The sequence below is a fragment of the Erwinia sp. V71 genome, from assembly GCF_965644245.1.
Lineage (GTDB): Bacteria > Pseudomonadota > Gammaproteobacteria > Enterobacterales > Enterobacteriaceae > Erwinia.
In genome coordinates this window covers 21,288-38,734 of the sequence record NZ_CBFFRK010000011.1, presented here as the reverse complement: position 1 = coordinate 38,734, position 17,447 = coordinate 21,288, and the positions used below count along the sequence as shown (strand labels likewise).

Below are 17,447 nucleotides of genomic sequence, written 5' to 3'. Positions count from 1 at the left end.
GTAAAGCACGGGGAACGCGGGCAGAAGAGGAAAGCGTCCCGCGCCAGGGATGGCGCGGGCCGAGCTGTCAGGGATGACGCTTAGCGACTTTCCGATCTGCCCGCGTTCCCTGTGCCTGTACAGAGTCAAACTTTCCCTTTTTACAGCGGCTGCGTCTGCGCCTCCACCACTGCCAGCGCCACCATATTGACGATACGCCGCACCGAAGCGATAGGCGTCAGGATATGCACCGGTCTGGCAATCCCCATCAATACTGGCCCGACCGTTACCCCTTCTGAGCACGAAACGCGCAGCAGGTTATAACTGATACGCGCCGCTTCCACATTCGGCATAATCAGAATATTGGCGGCGCCTTTCAGCGGACTGTCCGGCATTAAATCATGGCGAATGCTTTCCACCAGCGCGGCATCGCCATGCATCTCACCGTCAATTTCCAGCTCCGGCGCACGTGCATTCACCAGCGCCAGCGTCTCACGCATTTTGCGCGCAGCGGGGGCATTGGAGGTGCCAAAACTGGAATGCGACAGCAGCGCCACCTTCGGTTCAATACCAAAGCGCCGCACCGTTTCCGCCGCCATCAGCGTCAGTTCGCACAACGCTTCCGGCGTCGGATCTTCATTGACGTAAGTATCGGCAATAAAGGTGTTGCCACTGGGCAGCAGCAGCGCATTCATCGCCCCGGCCATTTTCACATCAGGGCGGAAACCAAACAGCTTCTCCACAATCTGATAATGGGACTGATAATCGCCAATCGTGCCGCAAATCAGCGCATCCGCCTCACCGCGATGGACCATAATCGCGCCAATCAGCGTCGGATTACCGATCACCGCACGCTGCGCCTCCTCCGCTGACACGCCGCGCCGTTTCATCAGCTGATGATATTCCGTCCAGTACGCCTTAAAGCGCGGATCGGACTCATTATTCACCACTTCAAAGTCCTTTCCGGCGACAATCTTCAGCCCGAGTTTTTTCAGCCGCATCTCAATCACATTCGGGCGACCAATCAGCACCGGCTTCGCCAGCCCAAGCGTCACCAGCTCCTGAGTCGCATGCAGCACACGCGTCTCCTCCCCTTCCGCCAGCACCACACGTTTAGGCTCTTTACGTGCCTGGGCGAAAATCGGCTTCATAAACAGATTGGTTTTATAGACAAATTCCGTCAGCTTCTCGCGATAGGCATCGAAATCACTGATCGGCCGCGTCGCCACGCCCGACTCCATCGCCGCTTTCGCCACCGCTGGCGCAATTTTTACAATCAGACGCGGATCGAACGGTTTCGGGATCAGATAATCAGGGCCGAACGTCAGTTCCTGATCGCCATAGGCAGAAGCCACCACCTCACTCTGTTCCGCCAGCGCCAGTTCCGCAATCGCATGCACCGCCGCCAGCTTCATCTCTTCGTTAATCGCCGTCGCGCCCACATCCAGCGCACCGCGGAAGATAAACGGAAAACAGAGCACATTATTGACCTGATTGGGGTAATCAGAGCGGCCGGTACAGATAATGGCGTCAGGCCGTACCGCCTGCGCCTGTGGTGGCAGAATTTCCGGTTCCGGATTAGCCAGCGCCAGAATCAGCGGGTGCGGTGCCATGCGCAGCACCATTTCCGGCGTCAGCACTTTTGGGCCAGAACAACCAAGGAAGATATCCGCATCGGCAATCACCTCCGCCAGCTGGCGTTTGCCGTTATCGGCCACCGCATAAGCAGCCTTGGTCTCCGCCATCTCCGCGTCACGTCCGTGGTAAATCACCCCGCGTGAATCACACACCACAATATTGTGCTTCTGCATGCCGAGCGCCACCAGCAGATTCAGACAGGCAATCGCCGACGCCCCCGCACCGGAAACCACCAGCCGCACATCGGAGATATTTTTCTTCACCACCCGCAGGCCATTCAGGACCGCGGCGGTACAGATGATCGCTGTGCCGTGCTGATCATCATGGAACACCGGGATTTTCATCCGCTCACGCAGCGCTTTCTCAATATAGAAACACTCCGGTGCTTTAATATCTTCGAGGTTAATGCCGCCGAACGTCGGCTCCAGCGCGGCAATCACATTGATCAGCTTATCCGGGTCCTGCTCGTCGATTTCAATATCAAACACGTCGATACCGGCGAACTTTTTAAACAGCACGCCTTTGCCTTCCATCACGGGTTTGCCCGCCAGCGCACCGATATTGCCCAGCCCCAGCACCGCCGTACCATTGGAGATCACCGCCACCAGGTTGCCACGCGCGGTGTACTTGTGCGCGGCCAGTGGATCGTCAGCAATTTCCAGACACGGCGCCGCCACGCCCGGCGAATAGGCCAGCGCCAGATCGCGCTGCGTCGCCAGTGGTTTGGTGGGGGAAACCTGAATTTTACCTGGGGTGGGGAACTGGTGAAAATCGAGCGCACTCTGCTTCAGTTGGTCGTCCATCGTCGGAATCCCTGTCAGTTAGAGAGGTCGGAAACGCCAGTATAAAAGCGGCAAAAGGCGAAAAAACATGAAGCGCTTCAAACTTCACAATACCCGGGAAGATGATTTGGAAATAATTTCCAAATCATCGACATTTTGAACAGAGATAAGCAGAGGCGCGATACACCTGAAACCTCACAGCAACACATAAACGTAACGCGCAGGGAACACGGTCAACGGAGGAAAGCATCCCGCGCCATGGACGGCGCGGGCCGAGCCGTCAGGGATGACGTTTTTTGCGTCTTTCCGGAGCTGACCGTGTTCCCTGAGCGGTCACGGAACCGGAAGCGACGCCCCTGAGCAGACGAGGAACTAAAAGCGGTCCTCTGAAGGAGATGCAAAACGTAAAGTAATACCCGTGCTAATCCGCTTACTTCGTCATATTAAGCAAAGTACGAATATTCTGGGCTGACGTGGCAATAATATCGATAGCACCGGTACGCAACGCACCCAGAATCGCCATCGCCTTGGTATTTTCCGCCGCAATCGCAATCACGCAGGGAATTTTACGCAGCTCGTCAATACTCAGCCCGATCACCCGATCGTTCATCACCGTATCAACATGCTGACCCTGGGCATTAAAGAAGTCATACCCCGCGACATCACCGGTAACCCCCTGATTCAGGCTGGCATCAATGATTTCATGCGGGCTGAACCAGCCCAGCTTCACCATATAGCTGTTTTCATTCATATCGCCGATACCCACCAGCGCAATATCCGCTTTGCGCGCGCGATCCAGCGTCTCTTTGATGGTGCCGTTCTGCATAAAGGCATCTTTTAACGCGCGGTTTTCCACATACGCCGGGGCATACAGGGTTTCACTGGTGCCGCCAAATTTCTTCGCCAGACGGCGGCTGATATGGTCAGCATTAATCGCATCCCCCGGACGATGCGTGCCGCCAATACCGCTAATAAAGTGGCAGTTACGCGTCGGCACACTCCCCGGGTAATCGGCCACGGCCGCCACATTGCGTCCCTGCCCCACCGCGACCACAGCATTATCTTTCAGGTTTTGCGACAGATGTGCTGAGACCAATGCGGCCACCTGACGACGCTGTTCATCATCATCCTGATGGTCGAGTGCGATAAGCGCACGCTGCAGGGGAAAACGTTGCAGTAATTGTTGTTCCAGGCGGGTACTGAAGACCGGATGATAGCGCACATTAATTTCAACAATGCCCTCTTCCCTGGCCCGTTTTAATAAGCGCCCCACTTTGATACGCGAAATACCAAATTTCCGCGCAATCTCCTCCTGAGTGATTTCATCCTGATAATACGCAACCGCGATTTCCGTCAGCAGCTCGGTGTCCTGAGATAGCGTGTTTTTTTCCATCCGGTTAGTCGTCTCTTCGATATCAGTGGCTGGCACACTATCACGCGCACCAGAAGCAACAAGTTATCCCCGTCATATTTCGGGTATATATCATTGTATACTATCCACCAGGCGAATTTCTTTGTGATATCAACAGACATATCAGCAAAATGCAATGGCGTGCACCAGGCACGCCAGCGGGGAATTAACGCTTAATTGCGTCAATCTTCAGCATGCGGGCAATCACAATATCCAGCTCTTTTTCATCGAAAATCTGTTTCCAGTCTGGCTTAATGATTTTCTCACGACCATATTCCATGGCGATCATGCAGGCATCTGAGAACGGGTTCGTGGCGCGGAAGGCCACCGCCAGCGCAATCTGAATATGGCCGTACAGCATCGCTTTCGCCGCTTCTTCCGGCACGCCGCTGTGTTTTACCGTCTCATCCAGCGCTTCTTTCATAAAAGCGCCCGCCATACAGGCGACGGTTTCCACCAGTGTCGGCTCCAGATAAGCCAGCTGTTTGACCGTGACCCAGTGCACCTGCTCAACCGGACCATACATCACGCTGATCACCTTGCTCAGCTCGGCTTTCTGCGCATCACTGCCTGCCTCAAACGACGCCGCCACATGCTGCACTGCCGCGACGCCGCCAAAGGCATCAGCATGCTCCTCTTTGGTGTAACGCTGCAGGAATACCGACGGATGGCAGGGATGCGCCACCGCGTAATCGATGTCCGAACGCTGAGCAATCAGATTGGCATAGGCCGCTGCCGGGTCGAGGGTTAACAGTGTCGTGCCCGCTTTCATCAATGGCACCACCGCTTCAGACACTTTGCCCAGCACAATATCCGGCACAGCGAGGATAACCACATCACTGTGCGGCACTACCGATTCTGCGCTGGAGAGTTCACGCCCCTGCGCACTCATCTGCGTCTGTGCCTGCGGCGAATTTTCGCAGTAGAACACCTGGTAGTCGCTGTTCTGCAGGTTGGCGGAGATACGCATCCCCATTTTGCCGCCTGCGCCAATCACTGTGATGGTTTTTAATGTTGTGCTCATCAGTTACTCCTGGGGTTGTCTGTCACGTAAAAAGTCGACGCTCTGTTGCGTCCATTCGGCTTCGCGCTGGCAGGTGCTGGCCGCATCCTGCTGCCACGGCAGCCAGTGTTCGACGATTTGATTAATACCACGCTGCGCCGGACGCACCTGCGCAATTAACTGGTCGTAATCCAGTAAACCGGTGCCCAGCGGGCAGCCCGCGAGGGTGAAGCCGACCCAGCCCTGCTGGCGGCTGAAGGAGAAATCTTTGATATGCAGATTCAGCACCCGCGCCGCAGTATTGGCGATCACCTGTTGCGGCAGCTCCAGCGCGGCCACACAGTTGGCCGGATCAAGGCACACGCCGAGATAATCAGAAGGAAAACGGTTAATCACCGACATCAGGTCAGCACTGCTCACCTGTTCGTAGGTTTCGAGACACAGGCGCACGCCCTGCTGCTCACACTGCGGCAGAATGGTTTCAATCAGCGCCGCCGCTTCTGCCAGCGTCGGGCGATGGTCGGCGCTGTTAAACATGGAGCGCAGCACGCTCACCCGCAGCAGACGGGCAAGATGCAGATAGCGCTGCAGATGCGCCGTTTGTAAACCGCGCGTGCCCAGCTCCAGTTCGATACCCAACGTATCAGCCTGCTGGCGCAGTTCGCGCAGCTGCGCATCGCTCCAGCTTTCAATCGGAACGTAATCGCAGATCTGAAACAGCTTTACGCCCATCGCCGCCGTCTGCTCCAGCATCTGTAACAGCGTCAGCGGCGCAGGCACGCGCTCAGACATGCGCCAGAAAAAAGCATAAGTGCTTAAACCAATTGCCATTTATGCCTCCGTCGCCGTCAGCAGTGCAGCTGCTTCATCAATAATCTGCCGCAACGCCTGCGGCTGGTGGGCAAAACGCCCGAGGAACAGGCCATCAACATGGTGGCCTAAACGCGCCAGCAAACCGGGACCGGCGCTGCCGCCATAAATCACGCGGAAGCGGAAATCGCCCGCCACACGCAGCTGGCGCAGTCCTGCACAAACCTCAGCAATAAAATCGTCCGGCGCGGGCGCCGGAGCACCAATCGCCCACTGTGGTTCCCAGGCGATAACAATGTCGCCATTCAGCTGCTGCTCGCGCGCCTCACTCAGTGCGGCCTCCAGTTGCTGGCGGCAGATGGCAATCGCCTGCTCACTGGAGAGGTGCTGTTCTTCCCCCAGACACAGCACCGGGGTTAAACCATTGCGCAGCGCCGCCGCCAGTTTGGCGGCAATCTGCGTATCTGTTTCGGCAAAGTGGCGGCGACGCTCAGCATGGCCGATTTCAACCCAGCGGCTGCCCAGCTCCGCCAGCATCGGGCCACTCACTTCACCGGTCCAGGCACCGTTATCCGCCCAGCACAAATCCTGAGCGCCGATGGTCACCGGCGTACCAGAAAAAATCTCCCCCGTCGCCGCGATGGCGGGGAAAGAAGGCAGAACAAACAGACCGACTTCACCATTAACGATGGCCGGATGACGGCGGGCAATCTCCGCCACCTCCTGACTCCATGCCAGCGTCTGCTGATAGCTGAAATACATTTTCAGGCTAACGCCCAGCATGATGCGCGGTTGTGTCATGAATTCATCTCCTGCGGTTGTTGCTGCGCAGCACTGCTCTGCAACTGCGTCAGTACCCGGTTAACGATTAACGCCAGCGACACCGCGCCAGCATCTGGCGTGCCGAGGCTCTTTTCCGCCAGCGGACGCGCACGGCCCATTTTCGGCAGCAGCTGAGCGGTATCCTGTGCACTTTGCGTCGCCTGTTTCGCCGCCGCCACCCAGGCATCCGCCAGTGAATCTCCGGCATTTACCCGCCGGGTCAGGCAGTCACTGAACGGCACCAGCACATCGACCAGCGTTTTATCCCCTGGCTTCGCCTTGCCGAAATGCATAATCCCCTCTTTCGCCTGCTGCACGCCCAGCGCCACACGCCGGGCATCAGGCGTCTGCTGGTCGCCCAGCGCAGTGCCGATGGCAGTCAGCGCCACGCCCCATAATGCGCCGGATGTGCCGCCCGCTTTATCCGCCCAGGCATCGGCCGCGCGGCACAGCAACGTGCCTGCGCCCGCGTTACGTTGCTGCATCTCCTGCGCTTTCTCCAGCGCACCCAGCGAACCGCGCGCCATGCCGATACCGTGATCGCCATCGCCCGCCACCGCATCAATGCGGCCCAGTTCTTCACAATTTTCCTCAATCACTTCAGCAATGGCGGTCACGATGGACAGCACGCAGCGTGCCGCCTGCTGCGAGGCTTTACTGGCGGCAGGCACGTCATCCTGCTGCGGCAGCACCATGTCGACCGCACTCAGTGGTTCGGCAGGGATCACGCTGCCTTTGCGGAACGCTGGCGCATTGGCCGGGGCACGCCAGAAGGTGTCCAGTTCATCGTCCAGCCACATCAGCGTCAGTGAGGCACCTGCCATATTAAAACTGGTGACAAACTCGCCTACTTCCGGCTCCACGACCTGTAATCCCTCATCGGCCAGCAGCTGCGCCACGCGGCGATACACCACAAACAGCTCTTCATATTTCACTGAGCCGAGACCATTGAGGATCACCGCCACCCGCTGACCACGCCGGCTGGTAATTTCGTCCGGGCACTCTTTCAGCAGGCTGCTGACAAACAGTTCCGCCAGCGCATCCGCTGCCGGAATCGCACATTCGCTGATCCCCGGCTCGCCGTGAATGCCCATTCCCAGCGCCATGGTGCCGTGTGCCACTTCAAACAGCGGCTGACTCGCCCCCGGCAGCGTACAGCCGGAGAAGGCCACCCCCAGCGAACGGGTGCGATAGTTAGCATAGCGCGCCAGACGGGTAACCTCCGCCAGCGAATAACCGGCTTCCGCCGCTGCAGCCGCGACTTTAAAAATCGCCAGGTCGCCCGCCACGCCACGGCGTTTCTCGCGTTCATCAAGTGCCGCACTGTAAATATCGTCTGTCACGGCCAGCAGCTCGCAGGGAATGCCCTCGGCTTTCAGCCGCTCACAGGCCTGACCAAAATGCAGTACATCACCCGCGTAGTTGCCAAAGGCCAGCAGCACACCGCCACCATTATCGGCCGCGCGTGCCACGTTGTAGATCTGCTGCGCGGACGGAGAAGCAAACAGATTTCCCATCGCCGCGCCGTGTGCCAGCCCCTGCCCGACCAGGCCGGAAAACGCCGGGTAGTGGCCGGAACCGCCGCCGATCACAATCGCGACGCTGCCTGGCTGGCTGCGGGTGCTGCGCACCACGCCGCCGGGCACCTGGCGCACTTTATCCGCATTGGCGGCAACAAAACCTTCAATCAGCTCGCTGGCAAAGGCAGAGGGCTTATTAAACAACCAGGTCATTGGGATTGCTCCTGTGCAAAGTGAGTGGGTTCAACGCCACGCCGTTTCACATTCAGCAACACCATCAGCAGCGAGGAGAGCAGCATAAATCCGCCGACGACCATCATCGGCACCGTGTAACTGCCGGTGGAGTCATGCAGCATGCCGGTGAGATAGCCCGCAGAAAAACCGGCAACATTGCCAAGCGTATTGATCAGCGCAATGGCGGCCGCAGCCGATGCGCCACTGAGGAATTGCGTCGGTAAGGTCCAGAAATTAGGCAGTGCAGCAAAAATCGAGCTGGCGGTGACTGAAATCACCAGAATGGTCGCCAGCGGCGTCTCCATATACAGCGCCAGCGGTACGCTGATAGCACCGGTCAGGGCGGGCAGCGCAATATGCCAGGTTCGGCAGCCGCGACGCGTCGCATCCCGCGACCAGAAGTACATTGCCACTGCAGCAAACAGATACGGTACGCCGGTGATTAAGCCTTTCTGAATCACATTAAAGGTGGCGCCGAACTGTTGCTGGAAGCCGGAAATAATGGTCGGCAGGAAGAAGGCCAGCGCATACAGGCCGTAGATAAAGCCAAAGTAAATCAGGCACAACAGCCAGACGCGACCATTGAACATCACGGTGCGTACGCTGGCGTGAGCCGTGCCTTTTTGCTGATGCTCTTTTTCCAGCGCCTGGCTCAGCCACTCTTTTTCTTCCGCATTCAGCCACTTCGCCTCGCGCGGTGAATCGACCAGATAGAACCAGGCGACAATGCCGATGATAATGGCCGGAATAGAGACGCCGAGGAACATCACGCGCCAGCCAGCAAGATTAAACAGGCCGTGCTGCTCAATCAGTGCGGCAGCCAGCGGCGCGCCCAGCACTACCGTCAGTGGCTGTGCGAGATAAAACAGCGACAGAATTTTACTGCGGTGTTTCGCCGGCACCCACATGCTAAGGAACAGTATCGCTCCCGGGAAGAAGCCCGCTTCGGCAATTCCCAGCAGCACGCGCAGGATATACAACGCCTCCACACTGCTCACCCAGGTGAACAGCAGCGACACAATGCCCCAGCTGACCATAATGCGCGCCAGCCATTTCCGTGCACCGTAGCGATGCAGCGCCAGATTGCTGGGCACTTCCAGCAGGATATAACCAATAAAGAAGATGCCGGACGCAAGACCAAACTGCGCCGCTTTCAGGCCCAGATCTTCCGTCAGACCATTGGGGCCGGCGAAAGAGATGGCTGTGCGATCGAGGAAGTTAATAAAAAACATCAGCGCCACGAAGGGCACCAGCCGCAGGCAGACCTTACGGATCGCGGATTTTTCTACCGCGTGTTGATCGGGCGTGTTCATGGTTTACCCCCGGCCAGGTTGCAGACGGTGCTGAATACCCCTGGTGCGGGAGCCGTATTGCGAACCAGGTTCGCGGTTTTGCAGGTGAACAAAAGGCAGATTTGACGCATGGTTGAGTCCTCTGGTGGGTCTTCTTGTGCATTGCATCAATGCGTGAACATATGAACATTAACTGCATTTATGTTCAAACCCCAGCCCACAAAATTGAATTTGTGACACAGCTCTAAACCTTTAACTTTGCCGTAACACGGCACAAAACCACCTAATCCATGCACTGCAAGGCTGACAACGGACCACAGGAAAGGAAAACAATCAAAAACAAAAGAACGCCTATTGAGCATATGAACAATAGTGCGCTAGGGTAATAGCGAACCGCTGCCGGCATAACCAGGCAACTTGTTAACTCAGCAGGAGTACCTATGTCTTCTATCGCGATTGGAGCCGATGATGCGGCTCTGGAACTGAAAAACCTGATCAAACAGTATCTGCAGGAAAAAAATATCGCTGTCAGCGACTACAGCAATGACGCACAGGCGGAAAAACCGCTGTATCCGGACATTGCCTGGACCGTGGCCAACGCCGTGCGTGAAGGCAAACACCAGCGCGGTATTCTGATCTGCGGCACCGGCATTGGCATGGCGATTGTCGCCAATAAAGTGCCCGGCATCCGCGCGGCGCAGTGCCATGACACCTACTCCGCTGAACGGGCGCGTAAAAGCAACAATGCACAGATTATGACGCTGGGCGCACGCGTGATTGGCCCGGAACTGGCGCGCAGCATCGTCAACAGCTGGCTGAATTCAGAGTTTGAAGGTGGCGGTTCGACGGCCAAAGTGGAAAAAATCAGCTATTACGAGCAGACCGTTAGCGAGAAATAATGCCGGTGCGACGCGCAGCTGTGCGCTGCGCCAGCACGGTTTTTACGCTAACTGCTACACTTTTGGGTACGGCTTTTTATTCAGCGCCGTGGCGCGGCCATTGGGCGAATCCATTGCAATAATCAGAGAAAACGCATTTTCATCGCCGCATGTCTGATGCAATGTTTCGCCTGAGAATTATTTGCCGTGTCGGTTCGAGTCGTTGTCTCGCCACATTATAACAATGTGGCCTGTCGCCCCAGGTCGCCCGCTGGTTTAAGCGCATGCCCCCTTCGGTAAAAACAACGCCCGTCGCGGCGCTATTTTGCATCACAGATTGTTTATCAAGGAGACAAGAGATGAACCAGCTAGACGCCTTAAAACAGTTCACTACTGTGGTAGCGGACAGTGGCGATATTGAATCGATTCGTAGTTACCATCCTGAAGATGCCACCACCAATCCCTCCCTGATACTGAAAGCCGCTGGCCTCGATGCCTATAAGCATCTGATCGATGACGCCATCGACTATGCCAAAACGCAGGGCGGCAGTAAGGAAACCCAGATCATTAATGCCAGCGATAAAGTGGCGATCAACCTCGGCATGGAGATCCTGAAAAGCGTGCCGGGCCGTGTCTCTACGGAAGTGGATGCGCGCCTCTCTTACGATCGTGGTATGTGCGTCACCAAAGCGGAAAAACTGGTGAGAATGTATGAAGAGCATGGCATTAAGCGCTCACGCATTCTGATTAAGCTGGCATCAACCTGGGAAGGTATCCGCGCAGCGGAAGAGCTGGAGAAAAACGGCATCAACTGTAACCTGACGCTGCTGTTCTCCTTTGCCCAGGCGCGCGCCTGCGCCGAAGCGGGCGTGTTCCTGATTTCGCCATTCGTTGGCCGTATTTACGACTGGTATAACAGCCGTACCCCGCTGGAACCGTATGTTGCGGATGAAGATCCTGGCGTGAAATCCGTGCGTAGTATCTATGATTACTACAAGAAACACCGTTACAACACGGTGATTATGGGTGCCAGCTTCCGTAAAACCGAGCAAATTCTGGCGCTGGCGGGTTGCGATCGCCTGACCATTGCACCCAATCTGCTGCAGGAGCTGCAGAACAGCAACGCACCGGTTGAGCGCAAACTGACGCCATCAACGGAAGGCTTCCATCAGCCTGCGCCACTGTCTGAAGCGGAGTTCCGCTGGGCGCACAATCAGGACCCAATGGCGGTGGAAAAACTGTCTGAAGGTATTCGTCAGTTCGCTGTCGACCAGCAAAAACTGGAAGATATGCTGGCGGCGCGGCTGTAATGCCTGCCCGGTAAGCCGCCAGATAACCCGGAAAGCCAACGTACAAAATCAATCATCTCACGGGTGGCAGTGATGTCACCCGTGTCAATTCTGAAGCCTATACAGGGGAGTAAACATGTCCTCACGCAGAGAACTTGCCAACGCTATTCGCGCACTCAGTATGGATGCAGTACAGAAAGCCAAATCGGGCCACCCTGGCGCGCCAATGGGGATGGCGGATATCGCCGAAGTGTTGTGGCGCGATGTCCTGAAGCACAACCCGGCCAACCCCGCCTGGGCGGATCGTGACCGCTTTATTCTCTCTAACGGCCACGGTTCAATGCTGCTCTACAGCCTGCTGCACCTGACCGGTTATGACCTGCCGATGGAAGAGCTGAAAAACTTCCGCCAGCTGCATTCGAAAACCCCGGGACACCCGGAAATTGGCTACACGCCTGGCGTGGAAACCACCACCGGCCCGCTGGGCCAGGGGCTGGCTAACGCGGTAGGTCTGGCCATTGCTGAGCGCACGCTGGGCGCACAGTTTAACCGCCCGGGTCACGAGATTGTCGACCACTACACCTATGTTTTTATGGGCGATGGTTGCCTGATGGAAGGGATTTCCCATGAAGTCAGCTCGCTGGCGGGTACACTCGGGCTTGGTAAGCTGATCGGTTTTTACGATCACAATGGCATCTCCATTGATGGTGAAACCGAAGGCTGGTTTACCGATGACACCGCGAAGCGTTTTGAAGCCTATCACTGGCATGTGGTGCATGAAATTGATGGCCACGATCCCGACGCGGTGGCGCGCGCCATTAAAGAAGCGCAAAGCGTCACGGATAAACCCTCACTGATTATCTGCCGCACTCAGATTGGCTTCGGCTCGCCAAACAAAGCGGGTAAAGAAGAAGCGCACGGCGCGCCGCTGGGTGAAGAAGAAGTGGCACTGACGCGTAAAGCGCTTGGCTGGAACTTCCCGCCATTTGAAATCCCGCAGGAAATTTATCAGCAATGGGACGCAAAAGAAGCGGGTGCACAGCGTGAGAAGAACTGGAACGATGCCTTCGCGGCCTATAAAGCGGCGCATCCTGAACTGGCGCAGGAATTCAGCCGCCGGATGCAGGGCGAGATGCCGGAAAACTGGCAGGCGGAAAGCGCGAAATTTATCAGCGGACTACAGCAAAATCCGCAGAAAATCGCCAGCCGCAAAGCCTCGCAGAATGCGCTGGAAGCGTATGGCAAACTGCTGCCGGAGTTTCTGGGCGGGTCTGCTGACCTCGCGCCCAGTAACCTCACCATCTGGTCGGGTTCAAAATCCATTAAAGAGGATATCGCCGGTAACTATATCCACTATGGCGTGCGTGAATTCGGTATGACAGCGATTGCTAACGGCATCGCACACCATGGCGGTTTTGTGCCCTATACCGCGACTTTCCTGATGTTTGTGGAATATGCGCGTAATGCCGCACGTATGGCGGCGCTGATGAAAGCACGCCAGGTGCTGGTCTATACCCATGATTCTATTGGCCTTGGCGAAGATGGCCCGACCCACCAGCCAGTCGAGCAGCTGGCCAGTCTGCGCCTGACACCCAATATGAGCGTCTGGCGTCCGTGCGACCAGGTGGAAACCGCCGTGGCATGGAAACATGCCGTGGAGCGCCATCACGGCCCAACCGCGCTGATCCTGTCACGCCAGAATCTGGCACAACAGGAGCGCACGCCTGCCCAGCTGGAGAATATCTCCCGGGGTGGCTATGTGCTGCAGGATGCCGGGGACACGCCGGATGTTATTTTGATTGCCACCGGCTCGGAAATTGAAATCACCCTCGGCGCGGCGCAAAAACTGACCATCAGCGGCCACAAAGTGCGGGTGGTTTCACTGCCGTCTACCGACCTGTTTGATCTACAGGATGCGGCCTATCGTGAGTCGGTATTACCGGCCGCTGTTACGGCACGCGTGGCGGTCGAAGCGGGTATTGCGGATTACTGGTACAAGTATGTTGGCCTGAATGGCGCGATTGTTGGTATGACCGGTTTTGGTGAGTCAGCGCCCGCAGAGAAACTGTTTGCTGAGTTTGGCTTTACGGTGGAAAACATTGTCAGCAAGGCGGAAGCGCTGCTGAAAACGCGCTGAGAATGCCAGTGACAGCGATGTTAACCGCTCCTTCCCCCATGTAATGGGGGAAGGCTGGGATGGGGGAGCAAACAGCACCGAGCCAGTGGTTCCCCCTCCCCAACCCTCCCCCACTAATGTGGGGGAGGGAGTCACCGGTGCAGCGTCTCAGGGAAAGACATGTCAGGTCAGCCCGCAGGCTCCGCAGATTTTGCCGGTTCTGCCCGTTCCGTCACCCACAGTGACGGCCAGTCGTTACTGCCATGCCAGGCATCACAGGTCGATTCTTCGGTATACTCCGCCAGTTCGAAGGTTTCCCCATTAAACTGCCAGCGCGACGCATTACCACAATCCCCTAACCCACGCCCTTTCGACCAGGTCACCAGCTGACCGCTGGCCGCATCATATTCGGCATTAATCAGCTCCATCTGACGCTGGTTGCGGTTTGGTGGGGTGAAAGGCAAATCCAGCGTAAGACCACGCGCCGCATATGGCTGGCTGCGCGTCACTTCGAATGCAAGGTCGATAACGTTATACGCCCCCATCTCACAGCTCACCAGCAGCAGCGCCTTATCATCAGTGAGTGGCGCCACGCTGACTTCGCGCCGCATCGGATCAAGTGAACATTCACTGGTATTCACCCGCCAGGTGGCGAAATCAATCAGCCCATTGCTCTCTTCCCGCGTCAGCGGCGTGGCTTGCTGAGCTGGAGGGGGAAGCTGTGGCGGCGCGGGCGGTACATCGAACGCAACCCGGTCGCCACGTTTCACCCAGGCGCTCATCCCATTGGCGCGTCCCTGAATTTCATCCATCAGCAATAATGCCGCTTTCATACCATGCAGTGAAATCTGCGCCTGCGGGCGATACGTCAGCTGAATGACATCCGCATCCATCACCTGAGCAAGGAACTCATCAATCGAGATAGTGTGTGAGGTGGCAAGATGATGCGGCGCCACCGTCCAGTGTTTCAGATCGAGGCGCAGCCGTTGTTGATCGAGCAGCAAATTGTCCTGCAACGTACCACCGCTCAGTTCACCACTGTAGCTGTTGCCATAGTCGATGCGCAGCAACGGACGATCATTGCCACCCGCGTAACGGGAAATCGTCATCGCCAGACCATTATCGCCGGGGAAGCTGCGTGCCTGACAAAAATTCAGGTTATTGCAGGTAATCTGCCAGTCGGAAAATGTCTTTTGCAGCGGTTCCGCGCGCAGGCTGGCGCTCAACAGAAAAGGCAACAACAGCAGTGATTTCATCCAGTAAGACATTCAGCAGCCAGCCCTCCGAAAAAGCGAACAGTAGTATATGCTTTATCTTCGCGAGGCCGCGCTGCTGTCTCAATCGGATTTGTCGTACATTTAACTAACCAGTAACAAAAGCGCAGCGGCAGTCACAAAAACAGCGGGCGGTCACTGACCGCCCTGACATGTTACGCTTTCAGCCAGCCCGCCAGCTGGGCATGCTGCAACAGGATCACCGTCTTACCGTCACGAATCCGGCCGTCTTTCACCATTGCCAGCGCCTGCGGGAAAGGGATCTCCAGCACATGAATATCTTCATCATCGACGCCGCCCCCCTCATTTGCCCGCAGCGACTCATGATATTCAGCCGCAAAGAAATGGACGATTTCGGTCACGCCGCCCGGCGACATATAGAGTTCAAACAATTTCTCAACCTTACCCACGGCGTAACCGGTCTCTTCAATCGCTTCCTTACGAATGCAATCTTCCGGCGTGTCATCATCCAGCAGACCGGCGCAACTCTCAATCAGCATGCCGCTGTCATTGCCGTTGACATAGGTCGCGATGCGGAACTGATTAATCAGCACCACACTGTTTTTTTCACGGTTATACAGCAGAATTGTCGCCCCATTGCCGCGGTCATAAACTTCGCGCTTATGGCGTAGCGTGGCGCCATCTTTAGCAATCAGGTCGTAAGTGAAGTTGCGTAATACGAACCAGTTTTCGGAGAGAATCTTGTTTTTGATGATCTCTACTTTCGCCGACATACCGTCTCCATAATGCTGTGAAGGAGCCGATCATCTTAGAATGGAAAACGACGGAAGACTATCCGAAAGCAGAAAGAAAACGGGCCAGCAATCGCTGGCCCGGAGAGAACAATCAGGTGTTCGGTAAATCTTTTAACGGACGCTCCTGCGCGTCAGGCTGCGCGTGCGTTTCATCGTCATGATGCTCATACTGCGCGTGATGCTCCTGTTCTGCCTGAGCAATCGCGTGTACGCGCTTACGCACACCAAACCAGCCCAGCACCAGCAGCACCGCAATCAGCGGAATAGACGCAATGGTGTAAGTGCCGTTTGGATAGTCAAACGCCATCAGCACCAGCACGCTGAGCAGGAACAGCAGCGTCAGCCAGGAAGTGAACGGCGCGCCAGGCATTTTGAAGCTGACATCCGCCGCTTTACCTTCTTTAATCGCCTTACGCAGACGCATCTGGCAGACAACAATAAAGCCCCAGGCGGTAATGATCCCCAGAGACGCGTAGTTCAGGACGATCTCAAACACCTGAGTCGGCACATAGTAGTTCAGCACCACACCGATCACGTAAATGCCGATGGTGACCATAATACCGGCGTAAGGCACCTGCTGCTTGCTCATCTTCGCCATAAACTCTGGCGCGGAACCGCCCATCGCCATCGAACGCAGAATACGTCCGGTCGAGTAGAGACCTGAGTTGAGGCTGGACAGTGCGGCAGTCAGCACCACCATATTCATAATGCTGCCAACGTAAGGCACGCCCAGTTTGCTGAAGAAGGTGACAAACGGACTCTGGCCCGCCTGATACGCATTCCATGGCAGCAACAGCACCAGCAGCACCACAGAACCGACATAGAACAGGCCGATACGCCAGATGACGCTATTAATCGCTTTTGGCAGTACAGTCTGTGGATCTTTGGTTTCGCCAGCCGCCGTTCCCACCAGTTCGATGGAGGCAAAGGCGAAGACAACGCCCTGGATCAGCACCAGTGCAGGTAACAGACCATGCGGGAAGATACCGCCATTATCACTGATCAGATGGAAGCCGGTGGCATTGCCATCAAGCATCTTGCCGCTGCCAAGGAAGACAGTACCGACCACCAGGAACACAACAATCGCCAGCACTTTGATCAGTGCAAACCAGAATTCCATCTCGGCGAACCACTTCACGCCGATCATATTCATGGTGCCGACCACCGCCAGTGCGCCAAGGGCAAACACCCACTGTGGCACATCGCCAAACGCACCCCAGTAGTGCATATAGAGTGCAACCGCCGTGATATCAACGATACCGGTCATCGCCCAGTTAACGAAGTACATCCAGCCCGCGACAAACGACGCTTTTTCGCCGAGGAACTCACGCGCATAAGAGACAAAGCTGCCGCTGCTTGGGCGATGCAGAACCAGCTCGCCAAGCGCACGTAAGATAAAGAAAGAGAAAATACCGCACACCAGGTAGATCAGCGCCAGCGCCGGACCTGCTGCCTGTAAACGTCCACCCGCGCCAAGGAACAGACCCGTACCGATAGCGCCGCCGATAGCAATCATCTGTACCTGACGATTACCCATCGCTTTGTGATAACCCGAATCCTGCGAGTTCAACCAACGTCTTTTTGCAGCATGTACATCAGCTGCGTTTTTTTTCGTAGCTTTCATTTTTATTCCTGTTACCTGTC

13 protein-coding genes are annotated in these 17,447 nt (G+C 56.4%); 3 read left to right on the top strand and 10 right to left on the bottom strand.

From position 1 onward, the window contains the following. Positions 1 to 140: 140 nt before the first annotated feature. The 7 genes from maeB to ACSZO1_RS04345 form a co-directional block, all read right to left on the bottom strand. Entirely contained in the window at positions 141 to 2,420 is a 2,280-nt protein-coding gene (gene maeB / locus ACSZO1_RS04375; protein ID WP_437609906.1) for an NADP-dependent oxaloacetate-decarboxylating malate dehydrogenase, read from the bottom strand. A 409-nt stretch (positions 2,421 to 2,829) separates the two neighbouring features. Next, complete coding sequence (locus tag ACSZO1_RS04370; protein ID WP_437609972.1) at positions 2,830 to 3,792, bottom strand: sugar-binding transcriptional regulator; 963 nt, start codon at positions 3,790 to 3,792, stop codon at positions 2,830 to 2,832. Between the two features lie 184 nt (positions 3,793 to 3,976). Then, a complete protein-coding gene (locus ACSZO1_RS04365) occupies positions 3,977 to 4,834 on the bottom strand; it encodes a phosphogluconate dehydrogenase C-terminal domain-containing protein (RefSeq protein WP_437609904.1) in 858 nt (285 codons plus the stop codon). A 3-nt stretch (positions 4,835 to 4,837) separates the two neighbouring features. Next, the gene (locus ACSZO1_RS04360) at positions 4,838 to 5,644 is read right to left on the bottom strand and encodes a sugar phosphate isomerase/epimerase family protein (RefSeq protein ID WP_437609902.1); all 807 of its coding nucleotides are present in this window, start codon (positions 5,642 to 5,644) and stop codon (positions 4,838 to 4,840) included. Further along, the gene (locus ACSZO1_RS04355; protein ID WP_437609900.1) at positions 5,645 to 6,424 is read right to left on the bottom strand and encodes a triose-phosphate isomerase family protein; all 780 of its coding nucleotides are present in this window, start codon (positions 6,422 to 6,424) and stop codon (positions 5,645 to 5,647) included. It lies immediately after the preceding gene. Then, positions 6,421 to 8,178 carry a dihydroxyacetone kinase family protein gene (locus tag ACSZO1_RS04350; RefSeq protein WP_437609898.1) on the bottom strand — a complete coding sequence of 586 codons (1,758 nt, stop codon included), beginning with the start codon at positions 8,176 to 8,178 and terminating at the stop codon, positions 6,421 to 6,423. Before ACSZO1_RS04350 ends, ACSZO1_RS04355 begins: the two co-directional genes overlap by 4 nt. After that, positions 8,175 to 9,512 carry an MFS transporter gene (locus tag ACSZO1_RS04345; RefSeq protein WP_437609895.1) on the bottom strand — a complete coding sequence of 446 codons (1,338 nt, stop codon included), beginning with the start codon at positions 9,510 to 9,512 and terminating at the stop codon, positions 8,175 to 8,177. The genes ACSZO1_RS04350 and ACSZO1_RS04345 overlap by 4 nt, the downstream gene beginning before the upstream one ends. Positions 9,513 to 9,931: 419 nt before the next feature. Here ACSZO1_RS04345 and rpiB point away from each other — a divergent pair, with 419 nt between their 5' ends. The 3 genes from rpiB (at position 9,932) to tkt (ending at position 13,795) form a co-directional block, all read left to right on the top strand. Further along, a complete protein-coding gene (rpiB, locus tag ACSZO1_RS04340) occupies positions 9,932 to 10,390 on the top strand; it encodes a ribose 5-phosphate isomerase B (RefSeq protein WP_437609893.1) in 459 nt (152 codons plus the stop codon). A 338-nt stretch (positions 10,391 to 10,728) separates the two neighbouring features. After that, a complete protein-coding gene (gene tal, locus ACSZO1_RS04335) occupies positions 10,729 to 11,679 on the top strand; it encodes a transaldolase (protein ID WP_437609891.1) in 951 nt (316 codons plus the stop codon). A gap of 115 nt (positions 11,680 to 11,794) precedes the next feature. Beyond that, positions 11,795 to 13,795 carry a transketolase gene (tkt, locus tag ACSZO1_RS04330; protein ID WP_437609890.1) on the top strand — a complete coding sequence of 667 codons (2,001 nt, stop codon included), beginning with the start codon at positions 11,795 to 11,797 and terminating at the stop codon, positions 13,793 to 13,795. Between the two features lie 167 nt (positions 13,796 to 13,962). Here tkt and ACSZO1_RS04325 read toward each other — a convergent pair whose 3' ends face one another. From ACSZO1_RS04325 to ansP, 3 genes are all read right to left on the bottom strand, one after another. Beyond that, positions 13,963 to 15,042 (bottom strand): DUF1176 domain-containing protein, encoded by a 1,080-nt coding sequence (locus ACSZO1_RS04325; RefSeq protein WP_437609888.1) that lies wholly within the window; start codon positions 15,040 to 15,042, stop codon positions 13,963 to 13,965. A 161-nt stretch (positions 15,043 to 15,203) separates the two neighbouring features. Next, entirely contained in the window at positions 15,204 to 15,782 is a 579-nt protein-coding gene (nudK, locus tag ACSZO1_RS04320; protein ID WP_437609886.1) for a GDP-mannose pyrophosphatase NudK, read from the bottom strand. Between the two features lie 112 nt (positions 15,783 to 15,894). Then, a complete protein-coding gene (ansP, locus tag ACSZO1_RS04315; RefSeq protein WP_437609884.1) occupies positions 15,895 to 17,427 on the bottom strand; it encodes an L-asparagine permease in 1,533 nt (510 codons plus the stop codon). Between the last annotated feature and the right edge of the window lie 20 nt (positions 17,428 to 17,447).

Coding starts and splice junctions, on each gene's coding strand:
- maeB (WP_437609906.1), bottom strand. CDS start 2,420: ATGGACGACCAACTGAAGCAGAGTGCGCTCGATTTTCACCAGTTCCCC.
- ACSZO1_RS04370 (WP_437609972.1), bottom strand. CDS start 3,792: ATGGAAAAAAACACGCTATCTCAGGACACCGAGCTGCTGACGGAAATC.
- ACSZO1_RS04365 (WP_437609904.1), bottom strand. CDS start 4,834: ATGAGCACAACATTAAAAACCATCACAGTGATTGGCGCAGGCGGCAAA.
- ACSZO1_RS04360 (WP_437609902.1), bottom strand. CDS start 5,644: ATGGCAATTGGTTTAAGCACTTATGCTTTTTTCTGGCGCATGTCTGAG.
- ACSZO1_RS04355 (WP_437609900.1), bottom strand. CDS start 6,424: ATGACACAACCGCGCATCATGCTGGGCGTTAGCCTGAAAATGTATTTC.
- ACSZO1_RS04350 (WP_437609898.1), bottom strand. CDS start 8,178: ATGACCTGGTTGTTTAATAAGCCCTCTGCCTTTGCCAGCGAGCTGATT.
- ACSZO1_RS04345 (WP_437609895.1), bottom strand. CDS start 9,512: ATGAACACGCCCGATCAACACGCGGTAGAAAAATCCGCGATCCGTAAG.
- rpiB (WP_437609893.1), top strand. CDS start 9,932: ATGTCTTCTATCGCGATTGGAGCCGATGATGCGGCTCTGGAACTGAAA.
- tal (WP_437609891.1), top strand. CDS start 10,729: ATGAACCAGCTAGACGCCTTAAAACAGTTCACTACTGTGGTAGCGGAC.
- tkt (WP_437609890.1), top strand. CDS start 11,795: ATGTCCTCACGCAGAGAACTTGCCAACGCTATTCGCGCACTCAGTATG.
- ACSZO1_RS04325 (WP_437609888.1), bottom strand. CDS start 15,042: ATGTCTTACTGGATGAAATCACTGCTGTTGTTGCCTTTTCTGTTGAGC.
- nudK (WP_437609886.1), bottom strand. CDS start 15,782: ATGTCGGCGAAAGTAGAGATCATCAAAAACAAGATTCTCTCCGAAAAC.
- ansP (WP_437609884.1), bottom strand. CDS start 17,427: ATGAAAGCTACGAAAAAAAACGCAGCTGATGTACATGCTGCAAAAAGA.